The organism is Shewanella sp. KCT, assembly GCF_007636505.1.
In the GTDB taxonomy this organism is placed as follows: domain Bacteria; phylum Pseudomonadota; class Gammaproteobacteria; order Enterobacterales; family Shewanellaceae; genus Shewanella; species Shewanella halotolerans.
The window spans coordinates 26239-47391 of record NZ_LVDJ01000001.1 but is presented as its reverse complement, the minus strand read 5'-3'; the positions used below and the strand labels follow the sequence as shown (position 1 = coordinate 47391).

The window sequence follows — 21153 nt, the reverse complement described above, 5'->3', positions numbered from 1 at the left end:
GACACAAGTAATTTGGGATCATTGTCACTTTTTTTAATAAATATTCATCGAGTTGCCCAAGTTATCACCGTCTTCTTTCCGGCCGGTTAGGCTTATTTACACTTACGCAGTAAACTTGAATACAGTTCGGTTACATCTCTTGCTAAATTCTTAGATAAAACGCCATGGCGCTGGACAACACGGGCTATTGCTGGCAAAAATAGCTTCCCATTACAGATTAAAAAATCAGATTGAATCAATATGAATGCAGTTGTTATTGCCGTTTGCTTGATGTTGGGCCTCAGCCTTGCCCGGGTAAACGTCGTTATCGCACTCACTGTGAGTGCATTGGTCGCCGGACTTGTCGGCGGCATGAACCTAGACCAGACGGTTGAGGCCTTCAACACAGGCCTTGGCGGCGGCGCGCAGATCGCGCTGAGCTATGCCCTGTTGGGCGCCTTTGCCGTGGCCCTGTCACACTCGGGACTCACCACGCTCATCTCCCGCAAGGTGATCGCCCAGTTGGGACAGGAACAAAGTCCTGGCAACGTCAATAAGGTGCGCTGGTTTCTCTTGCTGGCTATCCTGGCCATGGCAGTATCATCACAAAACATTCTGCCAATTCATATTGCCTTTATTCCGATCCTAATTCCGCCGCTGTTGCATGTGATGTCTAAACTCAAGCTCGACCGACGTCTGGTGGCCTGTGTGCTCACCTTCGGCCTAGTGACCACCTATATGATCCTGCCCGTGGGCTTTGGTGGTATCTTCCTCAACGACATCTTGCTCTCTAACCTCAACAGCAACAACTTAGATGCGGTGCGCGAGCAGATCCCATCGGCCATGTTAATCCCGGCCCTAGGCATGGTGGTGGGGCTATTTATCGCCGTATTCATCAGCTATCGCAAGCCAAGAGAGTATAAGGAGGAGTTGATCCTGGCCGCCGAGCCGGAGGAGACCCTCAATCGCCGTAATATCATCATCGCCCTAATCGCTATTGCCTCTACCCTGGCGGTACAGCGCTATACCGGCTCGATGATCTTCGGCGCCCTCATCGGCTTTATCATCTTTAGCTTCTCAGGCGCTCTCAAGCATGTGGCCGATCAGGATATCTTTAACCAAGGCGTGCGCATGATGGCCAACATCGGCTTTATCATGATCTCGGCCGCCGGTTTCGCCGCCGTGGTCAAGGCCACAGGCGATGTGGGCACCCTGGTTGATTCTCTCAGTCATCTTATCGGTGACAACCGCGCCTTGGCGGCCTTCCTGATGTTAGTGGTCGGACTGCTCATCACCATGGGAATCGGCTCATCGTTTTCCACTATCCCCATCATAGCCACCGTCTATGTGCCGCTGGCTATCAGCTTCGGTTTCTCGGTACCGGCCACCATCGCGCTTGTCGGCACGGCGGCGGCGCTCGGGGATGCGGGCTCACCGGCATCGGATTCGACCCTGGGCCCAACGGCCGGTCTTAACGCTGACGGTCAGCATGATCACATTCGTGACAGCGTGATCCCAACCTTTATCCACTACAACATCCCCTTGTTGATCTCAGGTTGGATTGCGGCCATGGTGCTCTAGCCAACACTGATAAAGATCCATAAAAAAAGGAGCCTTGAGGCTCCTTTTTTACTGCTCACCATTTTTCAATAGCGTCTTACGATCTTCAGCGTCTTACAATCTTCGCTCGCGTTACTTAGTTCCGAAGATCTTATCGCCGGCATCACCCAGACCAGGCAGGATGTAACCGTTCTCGTTAAGGCACTTGTCGATAGAGGCGGTGTAAAGCTCGATATCAGGATGGGCCTTCTCAAGTGCCGCGATGCCTTCTGGCGCCGCGACTAATACCAAGGCCTTGATTGAGGTGCAGCCACGCTCTTTAAGCAGATCGATAGTTGAGATCATAGAGCCGCCGGTTGCCAACATAGGATCGACCACTAATGCGATACGCTCATGCATATTGCTGGCAAGCTTCTCAAAGTAAGGCACAGGTTCCAGCGTCTCTTCGTCGCGGTAGATACCCACAACAGAGATACGTGCACTCGGAACGTGCTCAAGTACGCCATCCATCATGCCAAGACCGGCACGCAGGATAGGCACTACGGTAACCTTCTTACCCTTGATCTGCTCAACTTCTACTGGACCGTTCCATCCTTCGATAGTGACCTTCTCGGTTTCAAAGTCAGCGGTCGCTTCATAGGTCAACAGGCTACCCACTTCAGCCGCTAACTCACGGAAACGCTTAGTACTAATATCTCCTTCACGCATCAAGCCAATCTTATGACGTACCAGAGGATGCTTAACTTCGACCACTTTCATCGTTTTCTCCTGATCTATTCCAGTTTTTCCAGCAAATTGTACCGATTCTAGTAGATTTGTTCACAATCGAAAACATAAAGTTTTACAAACACGGTAAATCGTGACCTAAGTCCGTTTGAATATTCAAAATCATCCCTTTCGAGTGCCTACACAAGCTGATAGAATAGCGCCGCATAAAAATCCAATAACGATGTACCCGAGAGGATCCTCCGTGAGCACTCCTACCCAGCTAAGCTATAAAGATGCAGGTGTTGATATCGACGCAGGCAATGCCCTTGTAGACAATATCAAATCTGCCGTTAAACGTACCCACCGCCCCGAAGTCATGGGCAACCTAGGTGGTTTTGGCGCACTTTGCGAGCTGCCAACTAAGTACAAACATCCAGTTCTTGTGTCTGGCACCGATGGTGTTGGTACCAAGCTTAGACTGGCTATCGATTATCAGAAACATGACAGCGTAGGTATCGACCTGGTTGCCATGTGTGTCAACGATCTGATTGTTGCCGGTGCAGAGCCCCTGTTTTTCCTCGACTATTACGCCACAGGCAAACTAGATGTTGCGACCGCGACCTCTGTGGTTAACGGCATTGCCGAAGGTTGTGCTCAATCAGGTTGCGCCCTGATCGGTGGTGAAACCGCCGAAATGCCTGGCATGTACGAAGGCGAAGACTACGACTTAGCTGGCTTCTGCGTCGGCGTGGTCGAGAAAGAAGATGTACTCGATGGTTCTAAAGTGGTTGCCGGTGACGCGCTGATCGCCTTGGGCTCAAGCGGTCCACACTCAAACGGTTACTCGCTGATCCGCAAGGTACTGGAAGTGAGCAAGGCCGATCCTCAGCAAGACCTCGAAGGCAAGCCGCTGATCGATCACCTGCTGGAACCTACCAAGATTTATGTTAAGCCGCTGCTTAAGCTGCTTGAGAAGCATGACATCCACGCCATGGCCCATATCACTGGCGGTGGCTTCTGGGAAAACATACCACGCGTGCTACCTGATGATGCTAAAGCCGTGGTAAAAGGCGACTCATGGCAATGGCCTACCGTTTTCAACTGGTTGATGGAAAACGGTAATATCGCCGAGTTTGAAATGTACCGTACCTTCAACTGTGGTGTAGGCATGATCATCGCCCTGCCACAGGATCAGGTCGATGCGGCGCTAACCCTGCTTAAGGCCGAAGGTGAAAACGCTTGGCTCATCGGTGACATTGCCAGCCGCAATGGCGACGAAGAGCAAGTGGAGATTTGCTAATGTCCAACTGCTGTCGCGTTCTCGTCCTGGTCTCTGGTAATGGCAGCAATCTGCAAGCCATCATCGACGGTTGTGACGATAACCTGGACGCCGAAGTCGTTGGGGTGATCAGCAATAAGCCCGATGCCTATGGCCTGGTGCGTGCGCATCAGAGTGAGATCGATACCAGCTGCGTGATCCCCCATGAGGGCGAGTCTCGCAGCGACTATGATCTGCGTCTCAAGGCGGCCATCGACAAGTACCAGCCGGATCTTATCGTGCTGGCGGGCTTTATGCGTATCCTGAGCGACGATTTCGTCAAGCAGTTCGAGGGACGAATGATCAACATTCATCCTTCGCTGCTGCCGAAATACACAGGGCTGCATACCCATCAGCGCGCGATCGACGCCGGTGACAGCGAGCATGGCGCCAGCGTACACTTTGTGACACCAGAGCTGGATGCCGGCCCTGTGATCCTGCAGGCCAAGGTGCCAGTCTATCCCGAGGATGATGCCAGCGTGCTGGCAGAAAGGGTGCATGAGCAGGAACACGCCATCTATCCCCTGGTAGTGAAGTGGTTCAGCCAGCAGCGCCTGCGTATGACAGACGGCAAGGCCTTCCTTGACGATCAACTGCTAAGCCCCATGGGCTACGCCGCCGACTGATAAGCATAAGGCTAGGCATTAACAAGAAAAAGAGACCTCAGGGTCTCTTTTTTATTGGCATAAGCGCATTCTTGAATAGCAGATTTGTTATGCCTTACCTCTTTGGCGACATACCTTGGTCCACAGCAGAAACGCCCAGCCATCTTAGCCGCTAAGCTCAAAGCGTCCCTTTATTGCTGGCAAGACTAAATAATTCACCAAATTACGTTGTTTTTAAAACACAATTGGTTTTAGATGAAGGCAGTTGACTTTCTGCTAGCAAAATGAGACCTAAGATGAAAAACGTAATTTGTGATATTGATGGTGTACTGCTACATGACAATAAGTTGATCCCTGGCAGCGATAAGTTTATCCATCGCATTCTCGAGCAGGGAAACCCGCTGGTCATACTGACCAACTACCCGGTACAGACGGGTAAAGATCTCCAAAACCGCCTCGGCGCCGCCGGGATCCAGGTACCAGAGGAGTGTTTCTACACCTCGGCCATGGCCACGGCAGACTTCCTCAAGCATCAGACGGGTGACAAGGCCTTTGTCATAGGCGAAGGCGCCCTCACCCACGAGCTCTACAAGGCCGGCTTTACCATTACCGACATCAACCCAGATTTTGTCATCGTCGGTGAGACCCGCTCCTACAACTGGGACATGATCCACAAGGCCGCCCAGTTTGTCGCCGCCGGCGCCCGCTTCATCGCTACCAACCCGGATACTCACGGCCCGGCCCACAGCCCTGCCTGTGGTGCCCTGTGCGCCCCTATCGAGCGCATCTCGGGTCGCATGCCCTTCTACGTGGGTAAGCCCAGCTCCTGGATCATCCGCAGCGCCCTGAACCATATCGGCGGCCACTCGGAAAATACTGTGATCATCGGCGACAACATGCGCACCGATATCCTGGCAGGATTCCAGGCGGGTCTGGAGACCATCTTAGTCACCAGCGGCGTCAGTCAGATAAAAGATATCGACAAGGAGCCATTCAGGCCCAACCATGTGTTTGACTGCGCAGGTGATATCGACGTCATTTAGCCTGTTTAGCCAAAGAATTCACTAGCCAAGACGCGCGGTCCAGACCGCGCGTTTTTTATCCTTCTACCTGCACAAGATTTATCCCTGTCAGCCCAGGTGACATCAGCCTTTCAACAAACATAAAGCGTAACATTTAATCGCCCCGCCTCCCTTGATAATGCCGGTCATCTTATTCATCATGTGGTCGCGATTAATAAATAACAAAAACAAATAGGAAGTCCCATGCGTTTTGCCCTACCCACCTGTGCTCTGGTGCTCCTCAGCGCCTGTAGCCAGCATGCTCCCCAGCTAAGCAGCGAAGAGCAAGTTCCCGCCTTTAACGAAGCCAGATTCAGGCTGGATATTCAGACCCTCTCCTCAGATAAATTTGAGGGCCGTGCCCCCACGACCCAAGGTGAGACGCTGACGCTGGATTATCTCAGCAAGGCCTTTGCCGCCGCAGGACTGGTCGGTGCCAACGATGGCAGCTTCCTGCAGCCTGTGCCTATGGTCAGCTACACCGCCAGCGAATCGCAAACCGTTACCCTGGGCGATCTGCCAATGCACTACCGTCAGGATATCGTCCTTGGCAGTCGCCACGACAACCAAGGGGTGGAGATTAAAGATGCGCCGCTGGTCTTCGTGGGCTACGGCATCAAGGCGCCGGAATATAATTGGGACGACTATCAAGGCCTGGATATGAAGGGCAAGATAGCCCTGATCCTGGTGAACGACCCCGGCTTTGCCCTGCCCGAGTCGGGCAAGTTTAACGGCAAAGCGATGACCTACTACGGCCGCTGGAGCTATAAATTTGAGGAAGCCAGCCGCCAGGGTGCGCTCGGCGCCATCATCATCCACGATACCAAGCCCGCCTCCTATCCTTGGTCAGTAGTAGAAAACAGCTGGACAGGCGCTCAGCAAGATCTGGTACTGGATAAGGCCACGCAGGACAGCCGCGTACAGGTCGAAGGCTGGATCACCAAGGAGAAAGCCAGCGAACTGTTCGACAGTGCGGGCTTGTCACTGGCGACCTTAAGCGATCGCGCCGCCAGCAGCCCGGTGAATGTCGCACTGCAAAAATCCGCCAACATCGCCTTCGCCAACAAGGCAGAATATGCCGACAGCTACAACGTAGTGGCCACTCTCCCCGGTCAAGGCGCCAGTGATGAGCAGATCCTCTTTACCGCCCACTGGGACCATATCGGCCTGGATAGCAGCAAGCAGGGCGATCAGATCTATAACGGCGCTCTGGACAACGCCTCTGGCACCGCAGGGATCCTGGAGATCGCCCGCCAGTTTGCCACCCAGGCCAAGCAAGGTAAGCCGCTCAAGCGTTCGCTCACCTTCGTCGCCACCACAGGCGAAGAGCAGGGGTTGTTAGGTTCACGCTACTACGCCGCCAACCCAGTCTATCCTTTGGACAAGACAGTAGCCGTCTTCAACCTGGACAGCACCAATATCTATGGCCGTACATCGGATTACACTATCGTGGGTAAGGGCAAGTCACAGCTGGAAACCTATCTGGTCGAGGCGGCCAGCGGCCAGCAGCGCACCGCGGTGAGTGAGACACGTCCTGAATCTGGCGGCTTCTTCCGCTCAGACCACTTCAGTTTCGCCAAGTATGGTGTTCCAGCGGTATTTGCCGGTGGCGGCAACAATCCGGTCGATGATGCCACGGCCAAGTACAAGGCCGAGATGAAAGCGCAGATGAAGGGCTGTTACCACAATGTCTGCGACGAATATCGCGCCGACTGGGACCTCTCCGGTGCCCTGGAAGATCTTGGAGTCTACTATCAGGCCGCTCAACGCCTGGGTAACAACGGCGACTGGCCCGGCTATTATGCCGGCACCGAATTCCACCAACTGCGCCCGGCAACCACAAATGAGACCACTACCGCCGAGTAGCTAAGGTTTTCGGCAACACATGAATAAAAGGCTTCCACGGGAAGCCTTTTTGTTTATTTATCCGCCAGTCACGCCGCTTTTTACCAACTCGACTAAAATCCAGACTGAGATTCAGAATGCACAAATCCCACCTCAGATATGGGACTTAAAATAGAGATTTCACAATTAAAACCGTAAACAATAAAACAAAACTCAAAATCGCCGCCGTAAAAACCATAAAAACAACACCTAAAACGCATTTTTTGTGATGTTTTGACAATTTTCAGACTTGGCAGATGAAGAAAATGCTGTCAAAGTGATTGGCAACTGAGATTTATACCGTTTTCTGGAGCTTTTATTATGTGTTCAATATTTGCGATTCTCGACATCCAAACCGATGCAACGCCGCTACGCCAGGTTGCCCTGGAGATGTCCAAGTTGCTGCGCCATCGCGGCCCCGACTGGTCAGGAATCTACGCCAGCGACAAGGCGATCCTCGCCCATGAGCGTCTGGCCATCGTCGATATCGAGCATGGCGCCCAGCCACTGCTGTCAGAAGATGAAAGCCTAATCCTGGCGGTCAACGGTGAGATCTACAACCACAAGGAACTCAAGGCCGAACTCGGTGACAAGTACAGCTATCAGACCAACTCAGACTGTGAGGTGATCCTCGCCCTGTATCAGGAATATGGCACCGAGTTTTTGGACAAGCTCAACGGTATCTTCGCCTTCGTGCTCTACGACAAGCGCAGCGACAGCTACCTGATTGGCCGGGATCACATGGGGATAATCCCCCTCTACACAGGCCATGATGCCGAAGGTAACTTCTATGTCGCCTCGGAGATGAAGGCGCTGATGCCCGTCTGTAAGACGGTCGAGACCTTCAAACCAGGTCACTACCTGACCAAGAGCGGTGAGACCCACTACTACCAGCGCGACTGGCAGTCTTTCGAGGCGGTGCAAGACAACGCGGCCAGCGTGGAAGAACTGCGCGAGGCGCTAGAAGCCGCGGTCAAGCGTCAGCTGATGTCAGATGTGCCCTATGGCGTACTGCTCTCCGGCGGACTGGACTCTTCGGTGGTATCGGCCATCACCCAGACCTTCGCCAAGCGCCGCATCGAAGATGACGGTGCCAGCGATGCCTGGTGGCCACAGCTGCACTCCTTCGCCGTTGGTCTGACCGGCGCGCCGGATCTGGCGGCGGCGCAGAAGGTGGCCGATGCCATAGGCACAATCCACCATGAGATCACCTTCAGCTTCCAGGAAGGGCTAGATGCACTTAAGGATGTGATCTATCACCTGGAGACTTACGATGTCACCACCATACGTGCGGCAACCCCCATGTATCTGATGGCGCGTAAGATCAAGGCGATGGGGATCAAGATGGTATTGTCTGGCGAAGGCGCCGACGAGCTGTTTGGCGGCTACCTCTATTTCCACAAGGCGCCAAACGCTCAGGCCTTCCACGAGGAGCTGGTGCGTAAACTAGACAAGTTGCACCTGTTCGACTGCCTGCGCGCCAACAAGGCGATGGCGGCCTGGGGCTTAGAGGCGCGCGTGCCCTTCCTCGACAAGGCGTTTATCGATACGGCGATGCGTATCAACCCTGAGGCCAAGATGTCCAAAGATGGCCGCATCGAGAAGCATATCCTGCGTCAGGCCTTCGAACACAAGCTGCCGCAAGAGGTGGCATGGCGTCAGAAGGAGCAGTTTAGCGATGGCGTCGGCTACTCCTGGATCGATGGCCTGAAGGAACATGCCGCGGCCCAGGTGGACGATCTGCAACTGGCCAACGCCAAGTTCAGGTTCCCTTACAACACGCCAGAAACCAAGGAAGCCTACTTCTACCGTTGCTTCTTCGAAGAGCACTTCCCGCTGCCATCGGCCGCCGAGACAGTGCCGGGTGGCAAGTCGGTCGCCTGCTCTACCCCCGAGGCGCTGGCCTGGGATGAGAGCCTGCAAGGGATCATCGACCCCTCGGGCCGTGCGGTACAATCGGTGCACGAGAGCGCCTACTAGGCACTGCATTTGAAAACCATAAAAAAAGAGACCACAGGGTCTCTTTTTTTATGCTCTTTTTAACGCTCTGTGAATCAATAATGCTCGAGATGATGCGTGGCAAACTCCTCGACCACTTGTATGAAGCGACCCTCTTCATAAGCCTTGCCAATAATCGCCTGCATCTCACCCAGGGGGATCGCCATCTGATGTCGCTTACTCACGCCGAAATAGACCAGGCGCTGCTCCTCGTGGGTATAAGGATGCACCTTAAGCTTGTCGTCGAAATCACTGAAACGGGCCCTCAGGCTAGGCAGTACCACCTCTGAGACGATTAGCAGATCGAAGCGCCCCTTGAGTAGCATGTTGGTTGCCGAGATCACATCGTTGGTCTGCACCTTGTTCAGCCCGGCATCACTGTCGAAACGATCGAAATACTCTGTCTCCCGCGACACGCCGATAGAAAGCGCGCTGAGATCCTCATAGTCATTCACGTTCGCCAGCGTCTGTTGGCTGATGAAGACGAAGCGACCGTCATTGCGATAGGGCAGAAAATAGCTAAAGGCGGCCCGCTCAGGCTTGGCGTATATTCCGGCCAACACATCGACGCTACCCTGCTCTAGCATATGCAGGCAACGGGCGAAGTTAGGGCTGGCAATAAAGGTTAACTGGCGCTGTAACAGGCTGGCAAACAGCTCGAGCGCGGCGATATTCTCACCTATGGGCGGGTGCTCAGGCTGTAGGATCTGAAACGGCGGATAGTGGTCGACGCAGACCCGCATCACTCGCTCAATTTCGACCTCGCCTGCGTAAATAGGCTCCGCGGCGAGCAAGCCCGCCGCCAACATCAAGGCCCTAGTAAGCTGCATTCAAGAATGACTCCTGGGACTCCATCTCCCGTTGACCATACTGCTCCTGATAAAACCCCGGCTCATCAGCCGTTTAAGCGTTTAGCCGTTTAAAATAGTGCTCACGTTCGATATCCAGCACCTCCATGGTGATACTGGATACAGAAGCGCACAACGGCGCGATCAGGCGATCGACACACTGCATCAGGTGCAATTTTTGCTCGCTAGTGCGTCCCGGCATGATCTTAAAGCTGATATGAATAAAGCTAGCAGCTTTTGCCTCGCCAACCCAGTAATGCTCGGCGCTATAGGCGCGAGACTTGATACTGGCAGGCTCAAACAGCTCGCTCTCGATGGCGCCGCGATGCACCTGCTCAACCAGGTTATCGATGGCAATCTGCTGCGCCAGAGGCGCGCTATATTCGACGATACAATGAGGCATTCTTACTCAGACCATACCGCAAACTCGTTACCGTTTGGGTCCTTAAAATGAAAACGACGACCGCCTGGAAAGGAGAAGATCTCCTGGGTGATCACGGCGCCCGCATCGGCAACCGAGGTTAGACATACCTCTAGCGCCTTGGCATAGAGGACGATCAAGGGTGAGCCAGAGGCGATATCGAATCCTTTGTCCGACAGGAAAAATCCACCGGCAATACCGGCATTGGTAAAGCAGCTGTACTCGGGACCATAATCTTCAAACTGCCAGCCGAACACCTTGCCAAAGAAGGCCTTGGTCGCGGCAATATCCTTAACCGGGATCTCTATATAGTTAATGGTCTGGTCTTGATTCATTGCATTTCCTTGCAGGGATAATCGTTATTAGGTTTTGGCCCATAAACGTGAGCCAAGTATCACTTTTCAATCTACCCTCGTTCTAAAAGTAAAGCGAGTGTTAAATCTCCCCTGCCACCGACATAGCCTAGATTTTAGCCAACAAAAAAGGGACCAAAGGTCCCTTCTGAATCATTGAGCTTATGAAATACAGCTTATGAAATACAGCTTTTGAAATACTGCTTATGAAAAGTAAGTCTTGAGAACTTAGTCCAGCAAGGCCGCCAGCAGACCGATGAGGCCACCGAATACACCGCCCCAGACCACCAGCCAACCAAGGTGCTGCTTGATCATCTCCTGCACTATCTCTTTCACCAACTGCGGCGTGAGTTCGGCCAGGCGCTGGTCCACTATGCTCTTCACCTTCGCCCTGAGATCGGCTAACACGTCCGGCTGCTCTATCTCATTCTTCAGCAACTCATAGAAATCATCGCTCTGGGACAGTTCCACTAACGAGGTCTTCATCTTATTGATAAATGGCTCTTTCAACGGAGCTATCGCCTCTGTGCCGCCAAACATGGCCAGCATGCCACCAAACGAAGACTGCTCGACCGTGGCCACCAGGGCATCGAAGGCCGGTGACATATCCACCTTCTCGATAACGGGCTCCAGGTTGATGTGCGCCACGCTGCCCCCCTGCTGTGACAGGAACTTATCGATATTCTCGTTGGTGAAAAACTGCTCCATCATGAGATGGGCGATCCCCGCCTTAAACTCCTCGAAGCGGGCCGGCACCACGCCGCTGCCGTAGAGGCCCGGTACCTTCTCAAATAACATGTGGATCGCCAGCCAGTTGGTCACCGCCCCCGACAGGGCAAACAGGCCGATGCTAAACAGGATAGCGTGCTGAAAAAGATAGCCACAGACCACCAACAGGGCGGCCAGTAAATTAGTGATAAGACTCTTATTCACCGATTTATCTCCAAGGATAAGACAAAAAAACCGCGCTATCTTACCACAAGCAAAATCCCTGAAGACAGCCTATCAGTTTTGGTTAGCCGCCTGCTCGGCAAACAGGGCACGGGTGTCGCATTCATCGACGAAGATAAAGCCATCACCACTGAGGTGCTCGCGGCGCACCGCCATCACATTGGTTTCATCAGCCAGTTCCCTGGCCTTCTCAACCAGACGGGTGGCGATGCCTTGATGGCGAAAGGCCTCTTCGACATAAAGATCGTCAAAGTACCAGACGGGTTTGAGTAGACGCGAGGAGAAAGAGGGATAGAGCTGAATGAAACCGACAATCGCCTGGTCCAGCTGAGCAATGAAGATCACCGAATCGTTTTCATGCAGGCGGGCCTGCAGAAACTCGCCACTGTCGGCCAGTGCGGAGGTTTGCCCCAGGCTCTGACGGTAACGGTCAAACAGAGGCGCCAGCAGGGTCAAGTCATCTTCAATTGCAATTCGTATCAGCATATTCCGTCCTTGAAATCTGTATTGCCCTGGGAATGAGGGGCGACAAATACAGTTACATCCTTATGATTTAGTTGATGTTATCACATTAGGATTAAAATAACAGTCCATTGTGGATACTACATAAGTCTAGGCTAGCCCCTTGGACGTTTACGCAGATCTTTATACTCGAACGACAGGCTGTGGATCCGCTCAATGGGGAAACCGTTGAGAAAGGCGATCTCCCGGCTCTCGTTGACCAGGCCAGGTTCGCCGCAAAGAAACAGGTGCTGTTGACGGTCGAACTGATGACACTTGAGCGCCTCGCTAAACGGGTTGGCGTGGATCACCCGTCGCCCCTTGCTCTCACTCTGCCCCGTGATACAAGCCTGATAATGAAACTGTCTGTGTTCCAGCATCATCTTGAGCAATTTAGGATGCAGGTAAAGGTCGTTATCATCCCGTGCGCCAACATAAAGGAAGATCTCCCCCTGATGGCCCTGAGCCAGCGCCTGCATCAACATGCCGTGGGCCACTCCTAGGCCGCTGCCGAAGGCGACGATGATCAGCTTGGCATCACGATAGGCGGTGCGATAATAGCGACTGCCCAGCGGCCCCTGCACCAGCAGGCTCTCGCCTATTCCCGCATGGTGATACAGCCAGTCACTGAACTGACCGTTGTATTTGCGCCGCACATGCAGCTCTAAAAAGGGCTCCCCCGGCAGGCTGGTAGGTGAATAACTGCGGGTCAGGCCGTCGAAGCGCCGTAAATTAATATACTGCCCCGGATGGTGCGCCAGAGGTTCATCAAGCACCAAGCGAACACGCACCACGGCCTCATTGATAAACTGCTTCTCCTGGATCTTGGCGCCGATGAAGAGGTCCTGGGGCAGGATAGACTTGAGGCGCAGGGCGGGAGTGGGTTTACACTGACAGGAGCAGAGATAATGACGCTGTTTGAGCCCCAAGGTCAGGCCGCGCTGGGCGCCGATCGCCATCTCGCCATCGACATGTTGTAGCAGACAGGTTTTGCACACCCCCTTCTTACAGGAGTAATTGACCCGCTGACCATGGCGTATCAGGGTGTCCAATACCGACTCACCGGCCTTGGCCTCAAATGCCTGACCGTCGAGGTAAAATGTTGTCATATATGTCGATTTATCTCGTAAAAATTTAAATAAATTTAATCTTTAGCCGTTCATTATCGATAATAAACCTACTAAAATTATAGCGACTGGTTCACAAACGTGCGGATTGGACTCGCCGTCCCCCCTTCCTTGAATCTTTTCAGTTCGTCTACAACGTCATTAAGGTCATTATGTCTTCCGTCCCATCATTTTTCGCAAAACTCGGACAAAAATACAAACAGCTGCCCAAATATCAAAGATATATTGGTATCTCAATTACCCTGTATTTAACATGGACCCTGTTACTGGGTCTACTGCTTCCTTATCTGCTGACCCAGCAAATCCCTAAGCAGCTGTCGAACCAGATCCAAAGACCCGTCTCCCTCACCCAGGTGAAGATCAACCCCTTCACACTCGAGGTCGAGCTCACCGACTTTGCCATCAAGGAAAAAAACGACCAGCCCTTTGTTGGCTTTAAACGCCTCGGCCTGAATATCCAATTTTGGGACTCCCTGTTTCAGCAAGGGCTGAGTCTCACCGACATCACGCTAGAAAATCCCCACGCCGAGGTAAAGCGCTTAGATAGCAAAGAGGCGCTGAGATTTAACTTCTCCGACATCCTAGAGACCCTGACGAAAAACAGCAAGGCGCAACCAGAGCCGGAACCTGAGCCAGAGGGCGGTAAGACTATTCCCCACTTTATCCTCAAGAATCTGGCGATCGTCGATGCCAACTTGCATCTGCTCGATGAGATCACTCAAGGGGAAGTCCGATATCCCAAGGTAAACCTCAAGGTCGCCAGCTTCGACTCCCATAACCCCATAGTTGCCACTAAGATGAGCAGCGATGCCGCAAAGCCGCAGCCTCTTGAGGGCCAGAGCCTTGATGCCAAAAATGACGCGGCGCAGAAGGCCAACCGCTACCACATGGAGTTTCATAGCGATCGCGGCGGCAAAATCGCCCTCAAGGGCCAGGTACAGCTCACCCCCTTCGAGCTTGTCGGCGATGTCCGCCTGAGCCATATCGATCTGCCGCAGCTGTGGGCCTTTGTCGATAAAGCCTTCCATGTGTCACTGGACAAGGGCTATGTGGATTTCGCCACCGAGTACCGCGTCGCCATGGATGACGACCAGCTTGAGGCCAGCACCAGCGCCGGCGAGTTAAGTTTCAGTGAGCTAATGATCACCCATGAGCAGCGAGAGCTTATCTCCCTGGGACGTTTTGCCCTCACAGGCATCGCGGCCGACCTGGGTCAGCAGCAGGTCGATGTGGCCGCCCTGACCTCGAGCGACCTCTTGGTTAACGCACGCTTAGATGATAAAGGGGTCGATCTCGCCGCCCTGCTGGCACCAAAGGCCAGTGGTGACAAGTCTCCGACCGAAGCAAAGACTGATAACGCAACATCGTCAGATGCTGCCGGCAATCAAAACTCAAATGAGCAAACGTCAAGCGAACAAGCCTCAAGCGAGCAAGCCTCAGGTGAGCCAGCCGCTGGTGAACAGGTGGCCAAGAAAGATACTAATACTGACACTAATACCGACTCAAAAGCAGACTCTGAGACCGGCTCTAATACCGACACAAAGACAGACAGTCAGGCACAAAGCTGGCACGCTAAGCTTGAGAAGATCAGCCTGAGCAACTATCAGCTAAACCTGACCGAGCAGCTGTTTAAAGAGGAGAACCTCTGGCAGATTGGCGAGCTGCAACTCACCACAGGCGCGCTAGATGAGAGCCTAAGTCAGCCCATCGACTATCAGCTGGCATTAGCCATTAACCAGAGTGCCAAGGTGCAGAGTCAGGGGCAGATCGACGCTCTGGCCAAGCAGGTCAGCGCCGAGCTATCACTCGAGGGGCTTAGCCTTAACTGGTTCCAGAACTACATTGCGCCTATTGTGAACATCAAGATTGACGATGGCCGCCTGGCGACATCTGGACAACTGCTTGCCGATGCCAACGGCAAACTAGATTATCAGGGCACACTTCAGGTTGACGATCTTCAGGTCAAAGACCTTAAGGCCAACAAAACACTGGTGAAATGGCAGCAGCTGGATCTCAACCAGCTCGACTTCGATAAAGAGGCCAATAAACTGGCAATCGATCAAGTCACGTTAAACAAGCCATACGGACGCATTCTGATCAACGAAGATCGCACCACTAACTTCCAGGATCTACTTGTCATTGCGGCAGATAATGCTTCGGCAGATGGTTCAGCGGTCGATGCCGACCCATCCGGCGCAGCTAAGCCTGCCACCCGGAAAAATGACAAACAGGAAAATGACAAACAGGAAAAACAAGCAGCAGAGAAAAAGGCCACAGCGCAAACCGTCGATGCGGCCAAGCCGATGGCCCTTAGCATCAACAAGATAGTGTTCAAAGATGGCTCGACCTTCTTTGCCGATAACTCTCTCACCCCTAACTTTGCCGCCAGCATAGAGCAACTCGAAGGCAATATCGCCAACCTCTCCTCGAGTAGCGACAAGGCCGCTAAGGTCGATATCAAGGGCAAGATAGACAGATATGCTCCGGTCGTCCTCAAGGGCGAGATCAATCCCCTACTAGAGCAGCCTTACCTGGATCTTGACCTCAGCTTCAAGCATGTGGAGCTCACCTCGGTGAACCCCTATTCGGGCACCTACGCGGGTTACTACATAGACAAAGGCTTGATGTCGCTGGATCTTAAATATCAGCTGGAGAACAATCAGTTGGTGGGCGACAATCATCTGGTGGTCGATCAGCTGCAGCTGGGTAAGAAGAGTAACTCCAGCCTGGCGACCTCCCTGCCTGTCACCCTGGCAATCGCCCTGTTACAAGACAGACACGGGGTGATCGACCTAGGCCTGCAAGTCTCTGGCGATCTCAACGAGCCAAGCTTTAGCTTCGGCAGCATCATCGCCACCGCCTTCACCAATGTGATCACTAAGGCGGTGACCGCGCCCTTCAGCCTGTTAGCCGGCCTATTAGGCTCAGACGATGAGCTGGATAAGGTGGCCTTTACCCCAGGTCTGGCGACGCTGCCAGAGGAGAGCCAGTCGCTACTGAGCAAGCTTTCCAAGGGCTTAGCCGACAGGCCTAAACTCACCGTCAGCGCCAAGGGCGCGGTGGATCCCGTGAGCGACAGTCAGGCCCTGATGACGGCCAAGCTACACCAGGAGCTGATTGCCCAGGCGCAGCTTGATGATGCCAAGTTCACCGAGGCGCAGATGCCAGCAGAGCTCACCGCCAGCACCTTCCCAACCACAGGGATACTCTCTGATGCGCTTAAGTCCCTCTATGAGAAGACGCTGCAAAAAGATCCCGGCGAAGTGCTCAAGGAGATCAAACAGCAGCAGGCCCAGCAGGACAATAGTGCCGGGAATAATAGTGCCGACAAGCTAAGCGACGAGGAGCTGCAGACCCGCTGGCATATCGCCCTGTACAACTATCTGGTCTCGGCCCAGCAGCTCGACGAAAACGCCCTGGGTCAGCTGGCTCAGAGCCGGGCCCTGGCCGTGAAGCAATACCTGATTGAAGAGGCCAAGATTGAACCGGGCCGGGTATTCGTGCTCGACAGTCAGGCCGCGCTCGACACCAGCGCCCCACAGGCCCTGCTGACCCTAAGCGCCGAATAACAGAGGCGTTAACCTTCTCAAGCGGCCAGGCTCCAGTTTATGGACAGCTTGGCCGTTTTTTATTTGCCGCTAGAGGCCATAGTGTCTCCACAACATACTTGGCGCCAAACAGGGCGAAATGCCGCTCACCAGCGCTCAGTTTGCACCGAGGCTTTGATCTCCATCACGCTTGCGTTAGAATCCGCCCCATCAAAATTATCTAGGAGTCGTTAATGTTTATTGTTCGCTGGGTATTAGGCCGCATTATCCTGTTTTTGAATTTTGTTTTTACCCCTAAGAAACGTCAGCGTCCGCTGGCCGAACAGGCAAAGGTCGACGAGCAGACACAAGGGCTTCAGCTTTATCAATACGCCGCCTGCCCCTTCTGCGTTAAGGTACGCCGCGCCATTCGTCGCCAAGGGCTAAATATCGTCACTGTCGACGCCAAACAAGCCGAGCATCAACAGATGCTGGTAGAACAGGGTGGACTGGCCAAGGTGCCTTGCCTGCGTATCGACGAGGCGGGAGAGACTCAGTGGATGTATGAATCCTCAGATATCATAGATTATCTCAACAAGCGTTTCGCCTAAGGTTTAACCTAGGCACCTTAGCTATTGCTTAAGCGCAGTGGGCACCCTAGGGTGCCCTTTTTATTGTCTGGCTCAAGTCGTTAGAGATGGGGCATCATCCCCTTGAGCACTATGTCATGATAGGTCACCACGCCTAAGATCTTACCGGCCTCGATCACTGGCGCCTTGTTGATGCCGAAGCGTTCGAACAGCCTGGCGGTATAGCGAATGTCCATGTCGGCATGCACAGACAGCACGGGTTTTATCATGATCTCATAGACATTGACCCGCTCCGGCGACTTGTCTTTCGCCAGCACCTTTCGGGCGATATCGCTCATCAGCACCATGCCATATTCGTCGTGTTCATGCCGCTTGTTCACCAGCAACATGCTGACATCGTTACCCACAGCCAGCTTGATCGCCTCGGCCACGGTATGCAGACCATCGACCATCACATAGCTGTCTTTCATGACGTCGCTGTTCTTAATTAGCCTGCTTGGTTTCATAGTTGATCCTCAATCTCTTTGCTGAGTTTTTCCACCTGATGGGCGACGCCCACGGCGTCCTCCACATCTATCTGTATGGCAATCCCCTGCCCCGGGTTAGTGTCAAACTCCCCTACCCGGCAAATGACTTCCAAAATACTGCGACTCATGTGCTCCTCCACCAACCAGAGGATCACGTCGCGCTGTATATCCAGGCCCAGGCCCATGAAGGTCTTCTTCTTCTCCAGCCCCTCGCCGCGGGCATGATTAATCACTGTCGCTCCCGTGGCGCCCGCCTCTCGCGCCGCATCGAGCACGGTATCGGTACAGGTGTCATCGACGAAGGCGACGATAAGTTTAAAGCGCATGGTCTCGCTCCTTAGCGGATTTTCGCTGACTTAAGAATTCCACTAGCTGGGCATAGCCCATTACTGTGATCATAGGAAACAGGCTGGCAAAGGCAATCAAGCCAAAGCCATCGATAAGTGGGTCACGCCCCGCCACATTGGTGGCAAGACCCAAGCCCAGCGCCGCCACCAGCGGCACAGTCACGGTCGAGGTGGTCACCCCGCCCGAGTCATAAGCGAGCGGCACTATCATCTTCGGGGCATAATAGGTCTGGATCACCACCAGCACATAGCCAGCCATGATGTAATAATGAATCGGGTCGCCCACCACGATACGAAAACAGCCCAGGGCTATCCCCATAGCCACCCCGATCGCCACAGAGATCCTCAGCCCTTGAATGCCTATGGCACCGCCCGATACCTCGTTGGCCTTGATTGCTACGGCGATAAGCGAGGGTTCGGCAATTGTGGTGCTAAAACCAATAGCGGCGGCAAACAGATAGACCCAAAGATAATCTTGCCAGATAAAGGGGGTATCACCGCCCTCAGGATGGAGAAAATCGGGTGAGGTCAGCTGGCTTGCCATGCTCTGACCGATGGGAAACAGCGCCAGCTCCAGCCCCACCAGAAACAGGCTAAGGCCAATGATCACATAGATAAACCCAAGCAACACCCGGCGCCAATTGGCGATGGCACGCTTAAGTACCCCGAGCTGAAAGCCAAACAAGATAACGGCGATGGGCACCACATCCCGGGCGGTCAATAATAGGGTGTCGAGCATAGTACTGAGATAGTTCATCACAACACCCACATGCCGTAGAGTAATACGAAGATCATCGGCGTCAGGCTGGCAAAGGCGATTAAGCCAAAGCCATCCAACATGGGATTACGCCCCTTGATCACACTGGCCAAGCCCACCCCCAAGGCGGTCACTAAAGGCACGGTAATGGTGGAGGTGGTCACGCCGCCAGAGTCATAGGCGATCCCTATGATGTTCTCTGGCGCAAAGGCCGTCAGCACCATGACACAGAGGTATCCGCCGATGATCAGATAATGAATGGGCCAGCCCTTGAGGATGCGGATCACCCCGAGGAGAATCGCCAGCCCCACCGAGATGGCCACCGTCAGCCTGAGCCCCATGGCATAGCTATCCATGGCCTCCTGACTTGCTGTAATGGCCCCTGAATTTGCCGCGACCTCGGCCGCCTCGTTGGCCACCGCCGTCAGCGCGGGCTCCGCCAAAGTAGTGCCAAAGCCCAGGGAGAAGGAGAAGACCACCAACCAGAAGACGCTGCCCTTACGCGCCAGCGCCTGGGCCAGAGACTCACCTATGGGAAACAGGCCCATCTCGAGTCCGAAGACGAAGAAGGTCAAACCGAAGACGATAAACACCAGCCCGAGCAGGATCTCGGCCAGATTAGCCGGGGCCTGATGCAGCACGAAGATCTCGAAAAAGGCGACCACACAGATGATGGGTACCAGATCCCGAAAACTGCCGAGTAATGAACGAAATAGGCTGATCAAGGCCGACATGCAGACTCCTTAGCACTGGGGAGCTCCTAACACATTTCCCCTTACCTTGAGTGTGCCAAGACGCTAACAAATAACAACAATTTTCTCACATCTCACCCCATTTACGTGAGCCAGTTCAAGTTACTCGGCTTGAGTCAATTTAGGTAAAGTCAGGTCACCTGGGGTGATCTCCCCCGGCGATTGGGTTATGCTGACCCTGCAACGAAAGTTAACCTCGACGAAAAATAAAGATAACAACAAGATGCCGATACCTTCCCCACTGCTTACCACCACACTAGTGCTCGCAGCAATCCTTGGCCTTGGCGGCTGCGCCAGCAAACGCGATGTCGATGATTTTAAGGTGCGCGTTGAAGATACCTTCCAGACCTCGATCAAGGGCAACGGCATCAAGCTGTTTACCTACAGGGTGAAGTACGCCGAGCTACCAACGCTTGAGCAGCCCCACATGCAGCGGGTACGCCAGATAGAAAAGATGAAACGCTCGGGCAGCAAGAAACGCTCTGTCTATGAGCCAGATCTGACCCGCTGGACACAGCAGATAGAGTTAGGCCTTGAGAAGACCATCGCCATGACTGGCTATTGCCGCGAAGGCTATCTGGAGCTGAGCCGCATCATAGAGGTGGGGCGCGGTGAGATCCGCGGCGAGTGTAACGACGGCGCCACCGACGCCGACATCAGCAAGTTTGCCAACAAATAAGCGCCGAGTCACGTCTCAGCGCTGAAAGCGTCCATGGGCTAAGAAATGCGCCGTCTGGGCGATGACGCTAGGATTATTCATCATGAAGGGATGGGTGACAGCCAGACTGATATGATCCTGCATCCCCTCCAGGTGGGTGCGGGCCACGGAAACCTTACCATCGTTAGGCCCTGGCAATAGGGTCGAAAGTAGCAGGTTAACGCTGCGACTGCCGGCAATCACCCCCACTTCAAAGTGCGCCTTGCCCAGGCGATTGGGCACGCTCTCTTCATCCGTGCCCAGCTGCAGACCCGCCGGACCGTTTATCCACTTGAATCCGGGAAAAGCCTTGAGGCTGTCCACCACCTCGCTGCCGCGATTGGGCGGCCCAAGCATGACCACGCGGCCAAGTGCAGGCAAGGTATGTTGACTCAGATACTGACGCACCAGGATGCCGCCCATGGAGTGGGTCACGAAGTGCACTCTCTCACCCCGACATTGCGACAGTGCCCTGTCAATATGCTCGCCGGCTAGGGTCTCAATATCGAACTGAGTCGAAGGGTACCCCAGATTCACGCACTGATAGCCCTTGGCCGACAGGGCATGTTCCATCTTCTCCATCGAGCCTCGAGTGCGCGCCAAACCATGGAGTAAGATCACTGACTCATTGCGGGGTTTCAT

21 protein-coding genes are annotated in these 21153 nt (G+C 53.8%); 9 read left to right on the top strand and 12 right to left on the bottom strand.

The features are described 5' to 3' along the window. Positions 1 to 240: 240 nt before the first annotated feature. Entirely contained in the window at positions 241 to 1560 is a 1320-nt protein-coding gene (locus tag AYI87_RS00260) for a Na+/H+ antiporter family protein (protein WP_144198567.1), read from the top strand. 111 nt (positions 1561 to 1671) lie between these two features. Here AYI87_RS00260 and upp read toward each other — a convergent pair whose 3' ends face one another. Further along, entirely contained in the window at positions 1672 to 2298 is a 627-nt protein-coding gene (gene upp, locus AYI87_RS00255; RefSeq protein ID WP_011865313.1) for a uracil phosphoribosyltransferase, read from the bottom strand. A gap of 211 nt (positions 2299 to 2509) precedes the next feature. Between upp and purM the strand changes: the two genes are divergently transcribed. From purM to asnB, 5 genes are all read left to right on the top strand, one after another. Beyond that, complete coding sequence (purM, locus tag AYI87_RS00250; protein WP_144198564.1) at positions 2510 to 3547, top strand: phosphoribosylformylglycinamidine cyclo-ligase; 1038 nt, start codon at positions 2510 to 2512, stop codon at positions 3545 to 3547. Then, positions 3547 to 4191, top strand: a complete 645-nt coding sequence (purN, locus tag AYI87_RS00245) for a phosphoribosylglycinamide formyltransferase (protein ID WP_144198561.1) — start codon at positions 3547 to 3549, stop codon at positions 4189 to 4191. Before purM ends, purN begins: the two co-directional genes overlap by 1 nt. A 275-nt stretch (positions 4192 to 4466) precedes the next feature. Beyond that, positions 4467 to 5213 carry an HAD-IIA family hydrolase gene (locus tag AYI87_RS00240; RefSeq protein WP_041406575.1) on the top strand — a complete coding sequence of 249 codons (747 nt, stop codon included), beginning with the start codon at positions 4467 to 4469 and terminating at the stop codon, positions 5211 to 5213. Between the two features lie 222 nt (positions 5214 to 5435). Next, the gene (locus AYI87_RS00235) at positions 5436 to 7097 is read left to right on the top strand and encodes a M28 family metallopeptidase (protein WP_144198558.1); all 1662 of its coding nucleotides are present in this window, start codon (positions 5436 to 5438) and stop codon (positions 7095 to 7097) included. A 339-nt stretch (positions 7098 to 7436) separates the two neighbouring features. Next, positions 7437 to 9095 (top strand): asparagine synthase B, encoded by a 1659-nt coding sequence (asnB, locus tag AYI87_RS00230; protein ID WP_011865308.1) that lies wholly within the window; start codon positions 7437 to 7439, stop codon positions 9093 to 9095. 74 nt (positions 9096 to 9169) lie between these two features. On the opposite strand, the gene AYI87_RS00225 is transcribed toward asnB, so the two are convergent. The 6 genes from AYI87_RS00225 to AYI87_RS00200 form a co-directional block, all read right to left on the bottom strand. Continuing rightward, on the bottom strand, positions 9170 to 9943 hold the full coding sequence (locus AYI87_RS00225; RefSeq protein WP_144198555.1) for a substrate-binding periplasmic protein: 774 nt from the start codon (positions 9941 to 9943) through the stop codon (positions 9170 to 9172). A gap of 73 nt (positions 9944 to 10016) precedes the next feature. Beyond that, positions 10017 to 10364, bottom strand: a complete 348-nt coding sequence (locus AYI87_RS00220; protein WP_144198551.1) for a 5-carboxymethyl-2-hydroxymuconate Delta-isomerase — start codon at positions 10362 to 10364, stop codon at positions 10017 to 10019. A 2-nt stretch (positions 10365 to 10366) separates the two neighbouring features. Further along, the gene (locus AYI87_RS00215) at positions 10367 to 10717 is read right to left on the bottom strand and encodes a VOC family protein (RefSeq protein WP_144198548.1); all 351 of its coding nucleotides are present in this window, start codon (positions 10715 to 10717) and stop codon (positions 10367 to 10369) included. A 246-nt stretch (positions 10718 to 10963) separates the two neighbouring features. Further along, a complete protein-coding gene (locus AYI87_RS00210; protein WP_144198545.1) occupies positions 10964 to 11668 on the bottom strand; it encodes a DUF445 domain-containing protein in 705 nt (234 codons plus the stop codon). 72 nt (positions 11669 to 11740) lie between these two features. Beyond that, complete coding sequence (locus AYI87_RS00205) at positions 11741 to 12172, bottom strand: GNAT family N-acetyltransferase (protein WP_144198542.1); 432 nt, start codon at positions 12170 to 12172, stop codon at positions 11741 to 11743. 131 nt (positions 12173 to 12303) lie between these two features. Further along, positions 12304 to 13296, bottom strand: a complete 993-nt coding sequence (locus tag AYI87_RS00200) for a 2Fe-2S iron-sulfur cluster-binding protein (RefSeq protein WP_011865302.1) — start codon at positions 13294 to 13296, stop codon at positions 12304 to 12306. Positions 13297 to 13466: 170 nt separating this feature from the next. Between AYI87_RS00200 and AYI87_RS00195 the strand changes: the two genes are divergently transcribed. Together AYI87_RS00195 and AYI87_RS00190 are read left to right on the top strand one after the other, a co-directional pair. Then, complete coding sequence (locus AYI87_RS00195; protein WP_144198539.1) at positions 13467 to 16883, top strand: DUF748 domain-containing protein; 3417 nt, start codon at positions 13467 to 13469, stop codon at positions 16881 to 16883. Positions 16884 to 17095: 212 nt separating this feature from the next. Further along, entirely contained in the window at positions 17096 to 17452 is a 357-nt protein-coding gene (locus AYI87_RS00190) for a glutathione S-transferase N-terminal domain-containing protein (protein ID WP_011865300.1), read from the top strand. Positions 17453 to 17532: 80 nt separating this feature from the next. Here the strand turns inward: AYI87_RS00190 and AYI87_RS00185 are convergent, their stop codons facing one another. From AYI87_RS00185 to AYI87_RS00170, 4 genes are read right to left on the bottom strand one after another with little or no spacing between them, the layout of a single operon-like run. Beyond that, a complete protein-coding gene (locus AYI87_RS00185) occupies positions 17533 to 17937 on the bottom strand; it encodes a CBS domain-containing protein (protein WP_011865299.1) in 405 nt (134 codons plus the stop codon). After that, positions 17934 to 18284, bottom strand: coding sequence for a P-II family nitrogen regulator (locus AYI87_RS00180; protein WP_144198536.1), 351 nt, complete (start codon positions 18282 to 18284; stop codon positions 17934 to 17936). Before AYI87_RS00180 ends, AYI87_RS00185 begins: the two co-directional genes overlap by 4 nt. Further along, positions 18274 to 19062 (bottom strand): DUF1538 domain-containing protein, encoded by a 789-nt coding sequence (locus AYI87_RS00175; RefSeq protein ID WP_186300521.1) that lies wholly within the window; start codon positions 19060 to 19062, stop codon positions 18274 to 18276. Before AYI87_RS00175 ends, AYI87_RS00180 begins: the two co-directional genes overlap by 11 nt. Further along, positions 19062 to 19796 (bottom strand): DUF1538 domain-containing protein, encoded by a 735-nt coding sequence (locus AYI87_RS00170; protein ID WP_144198530.1) that lies wholly within the window; start codon positions 19794 to 19796, stop codon positions 19062 to 19064. Before AYI87_RS00170 ends, AYI87_RS00175 begins: the two co-directional genes overlap by 1 nt. A gap of 241 nt (positions 19797 to 20037) precedes the next feature. Between AYI87_RS00170 and AYI87_RS00165 the strand changes: the two genes are divergently transcribed. Continuing rightward, positions 20038 to 20493, top strand: coding sequence for a hypothetical protein (locus AYI87_RS00165; RefSeq protein WP_258406280.1), 456 nt, complete (start codon positions 20038 to 20040; stop codon positions 20491 to 20493). Between the two features lie 15 nt (positions 20494 to 20508). On the opposite strand, the gene AYI87_RS00160 is transcribed toward AYI87_RS00165, so the two are convergent. Continuing rightward, entirely contained in the window at positions 20509 to 21153 is a 645-nt protein-coding gene (locus AYI87_RS00160; RefSeq protein WP_260865034.1) for an esterase/lipase family protein, read from the bottom strand.

Coding starts and splice junctions, on each gene's coding strand:
- AYI87_RS00170 (WP_144198530.1), bottom strand. CDS start 19,796: ATGTCGGCCTTGATCAGCCTATTTCGTTCATTACTCGGCAGTTTTCGG.
- AYI87_RS00180 (WP_144198536.1), bottom strand. CDS start 18,284: ATGCGCTTTAAACTTATCGTCGCCTTCGTCGATGACACCTGTACCGAT.
- AYI87_RS00200 (WP_011865302.1), bottom strand. CDS start 13,296: ATGACAACATTTTACCTCGACGGTCAGGCATTTGAGGCCAAGGCCGGT.
- AYI87_RS00240 (WP_041406575.1), top strand. CDS start 4,467: ATGAAAAACGTAATTTGTGATATTGATGGTGTACTGCTACATGACAAT.
- AYI87_RS00195 (WP_144198539.1), top strand. CDS start 13,467: ATGTCTTCCGTCCCATCATTTTTCGCAAAACTCGGACAAAAATACAAA.
- AYI87_RS00160 (WP_260865034.1), bottom strand. CDS start 21,153: ATGAAACCCCGCAATGAGTCAGTGATCTTACTCCATGGTTTGGCGCGC.
- AYI87_RS00185 (WP_011865299.1), bottom strand. CDS start 17,937: ATGAAACCAAGCAGGCTAATTAAGAACAGCGACGTCATGAAAGACAGC.
- AYI87_RS00225 (WP_144198555.1), bottom strand. CDS start 9,943: ATGCAGCTTACTAGGGCCTTGATGTTGGCGGCGGGCTTGCTCGCCGCG.
- AYI87_RS00205 (WP_144198542.1), bottom strand. CDS start 12,172: ATGCTGATACGAATTGCAATTGAAGATGACTTGACCCTGCTGGCGCCT.
- asnB (WP_011865308.1), top strand. CDS start 7,437: ATGTGTTCAATATTTGCGATTCTCGACATCCAAACCGATGCAACGCCG.
- purN (WP_144198561.1), top strand. CDS start 3,547: ATGTCCAACTGCTGTCGCGTTCTCGTCCTGGTCTCTGGTAATGGCAGC.
- AYI87_RS00190 (WP_011865300.1), top strand. CDS start 17,096: ATGTTTATTGTTCGCTGGGTATTAGGCCGCATTATCCTGTTTTTGAAT.
- AYI87_RS00175 (WP_186300521.1), bottom strand. CDS start 19,062: ATGAACTATCTCAGTACTATGCTCGACACCCTATTATTGACCGCCCGG.
- AYI87_RS00235 (WP_144198558.1), top strand. CDS start 5,436: ATGCGTTTTGCCCTACCCACCTGTGCTCTGGTGCTCCTCAGCGCCTGT.
- AYI87_RS00215 (WP_144198548.1), bottom strand. CDS start 10,717: ATGAATCAAGACCAGACCATTAACTATATAGAGATCCCGGTTAAGGAT.
- AYI87_RS00260 (WP_144198567.1), top strand. CDS start 241: ATGAATGCAGTTGTTATTGCCGTTTGCTTGATGTTGGGCCTCAGCCTT.
- upp (WP_011865313.1), bottom strand. CDS start 2,298: ATGAAAGTGGTCGAAGTTAAGCATCCTCTGGTACGTCATAAGATTGGC.
- AYI87_RS00165 (WP_258406280.1), top strand. CDS start 20,038: ATGCCGATACCTTCCCCACTGCTTACCACCACACTAGTGCTCGCAGCA.
- AYI87_RS00220 (WP_144198551.1), bottom strand. CDS start 10,364: ATGCCTCATTGTATCGTCGAATATAGCGCGCCTCTGGCGCAGCAGATT.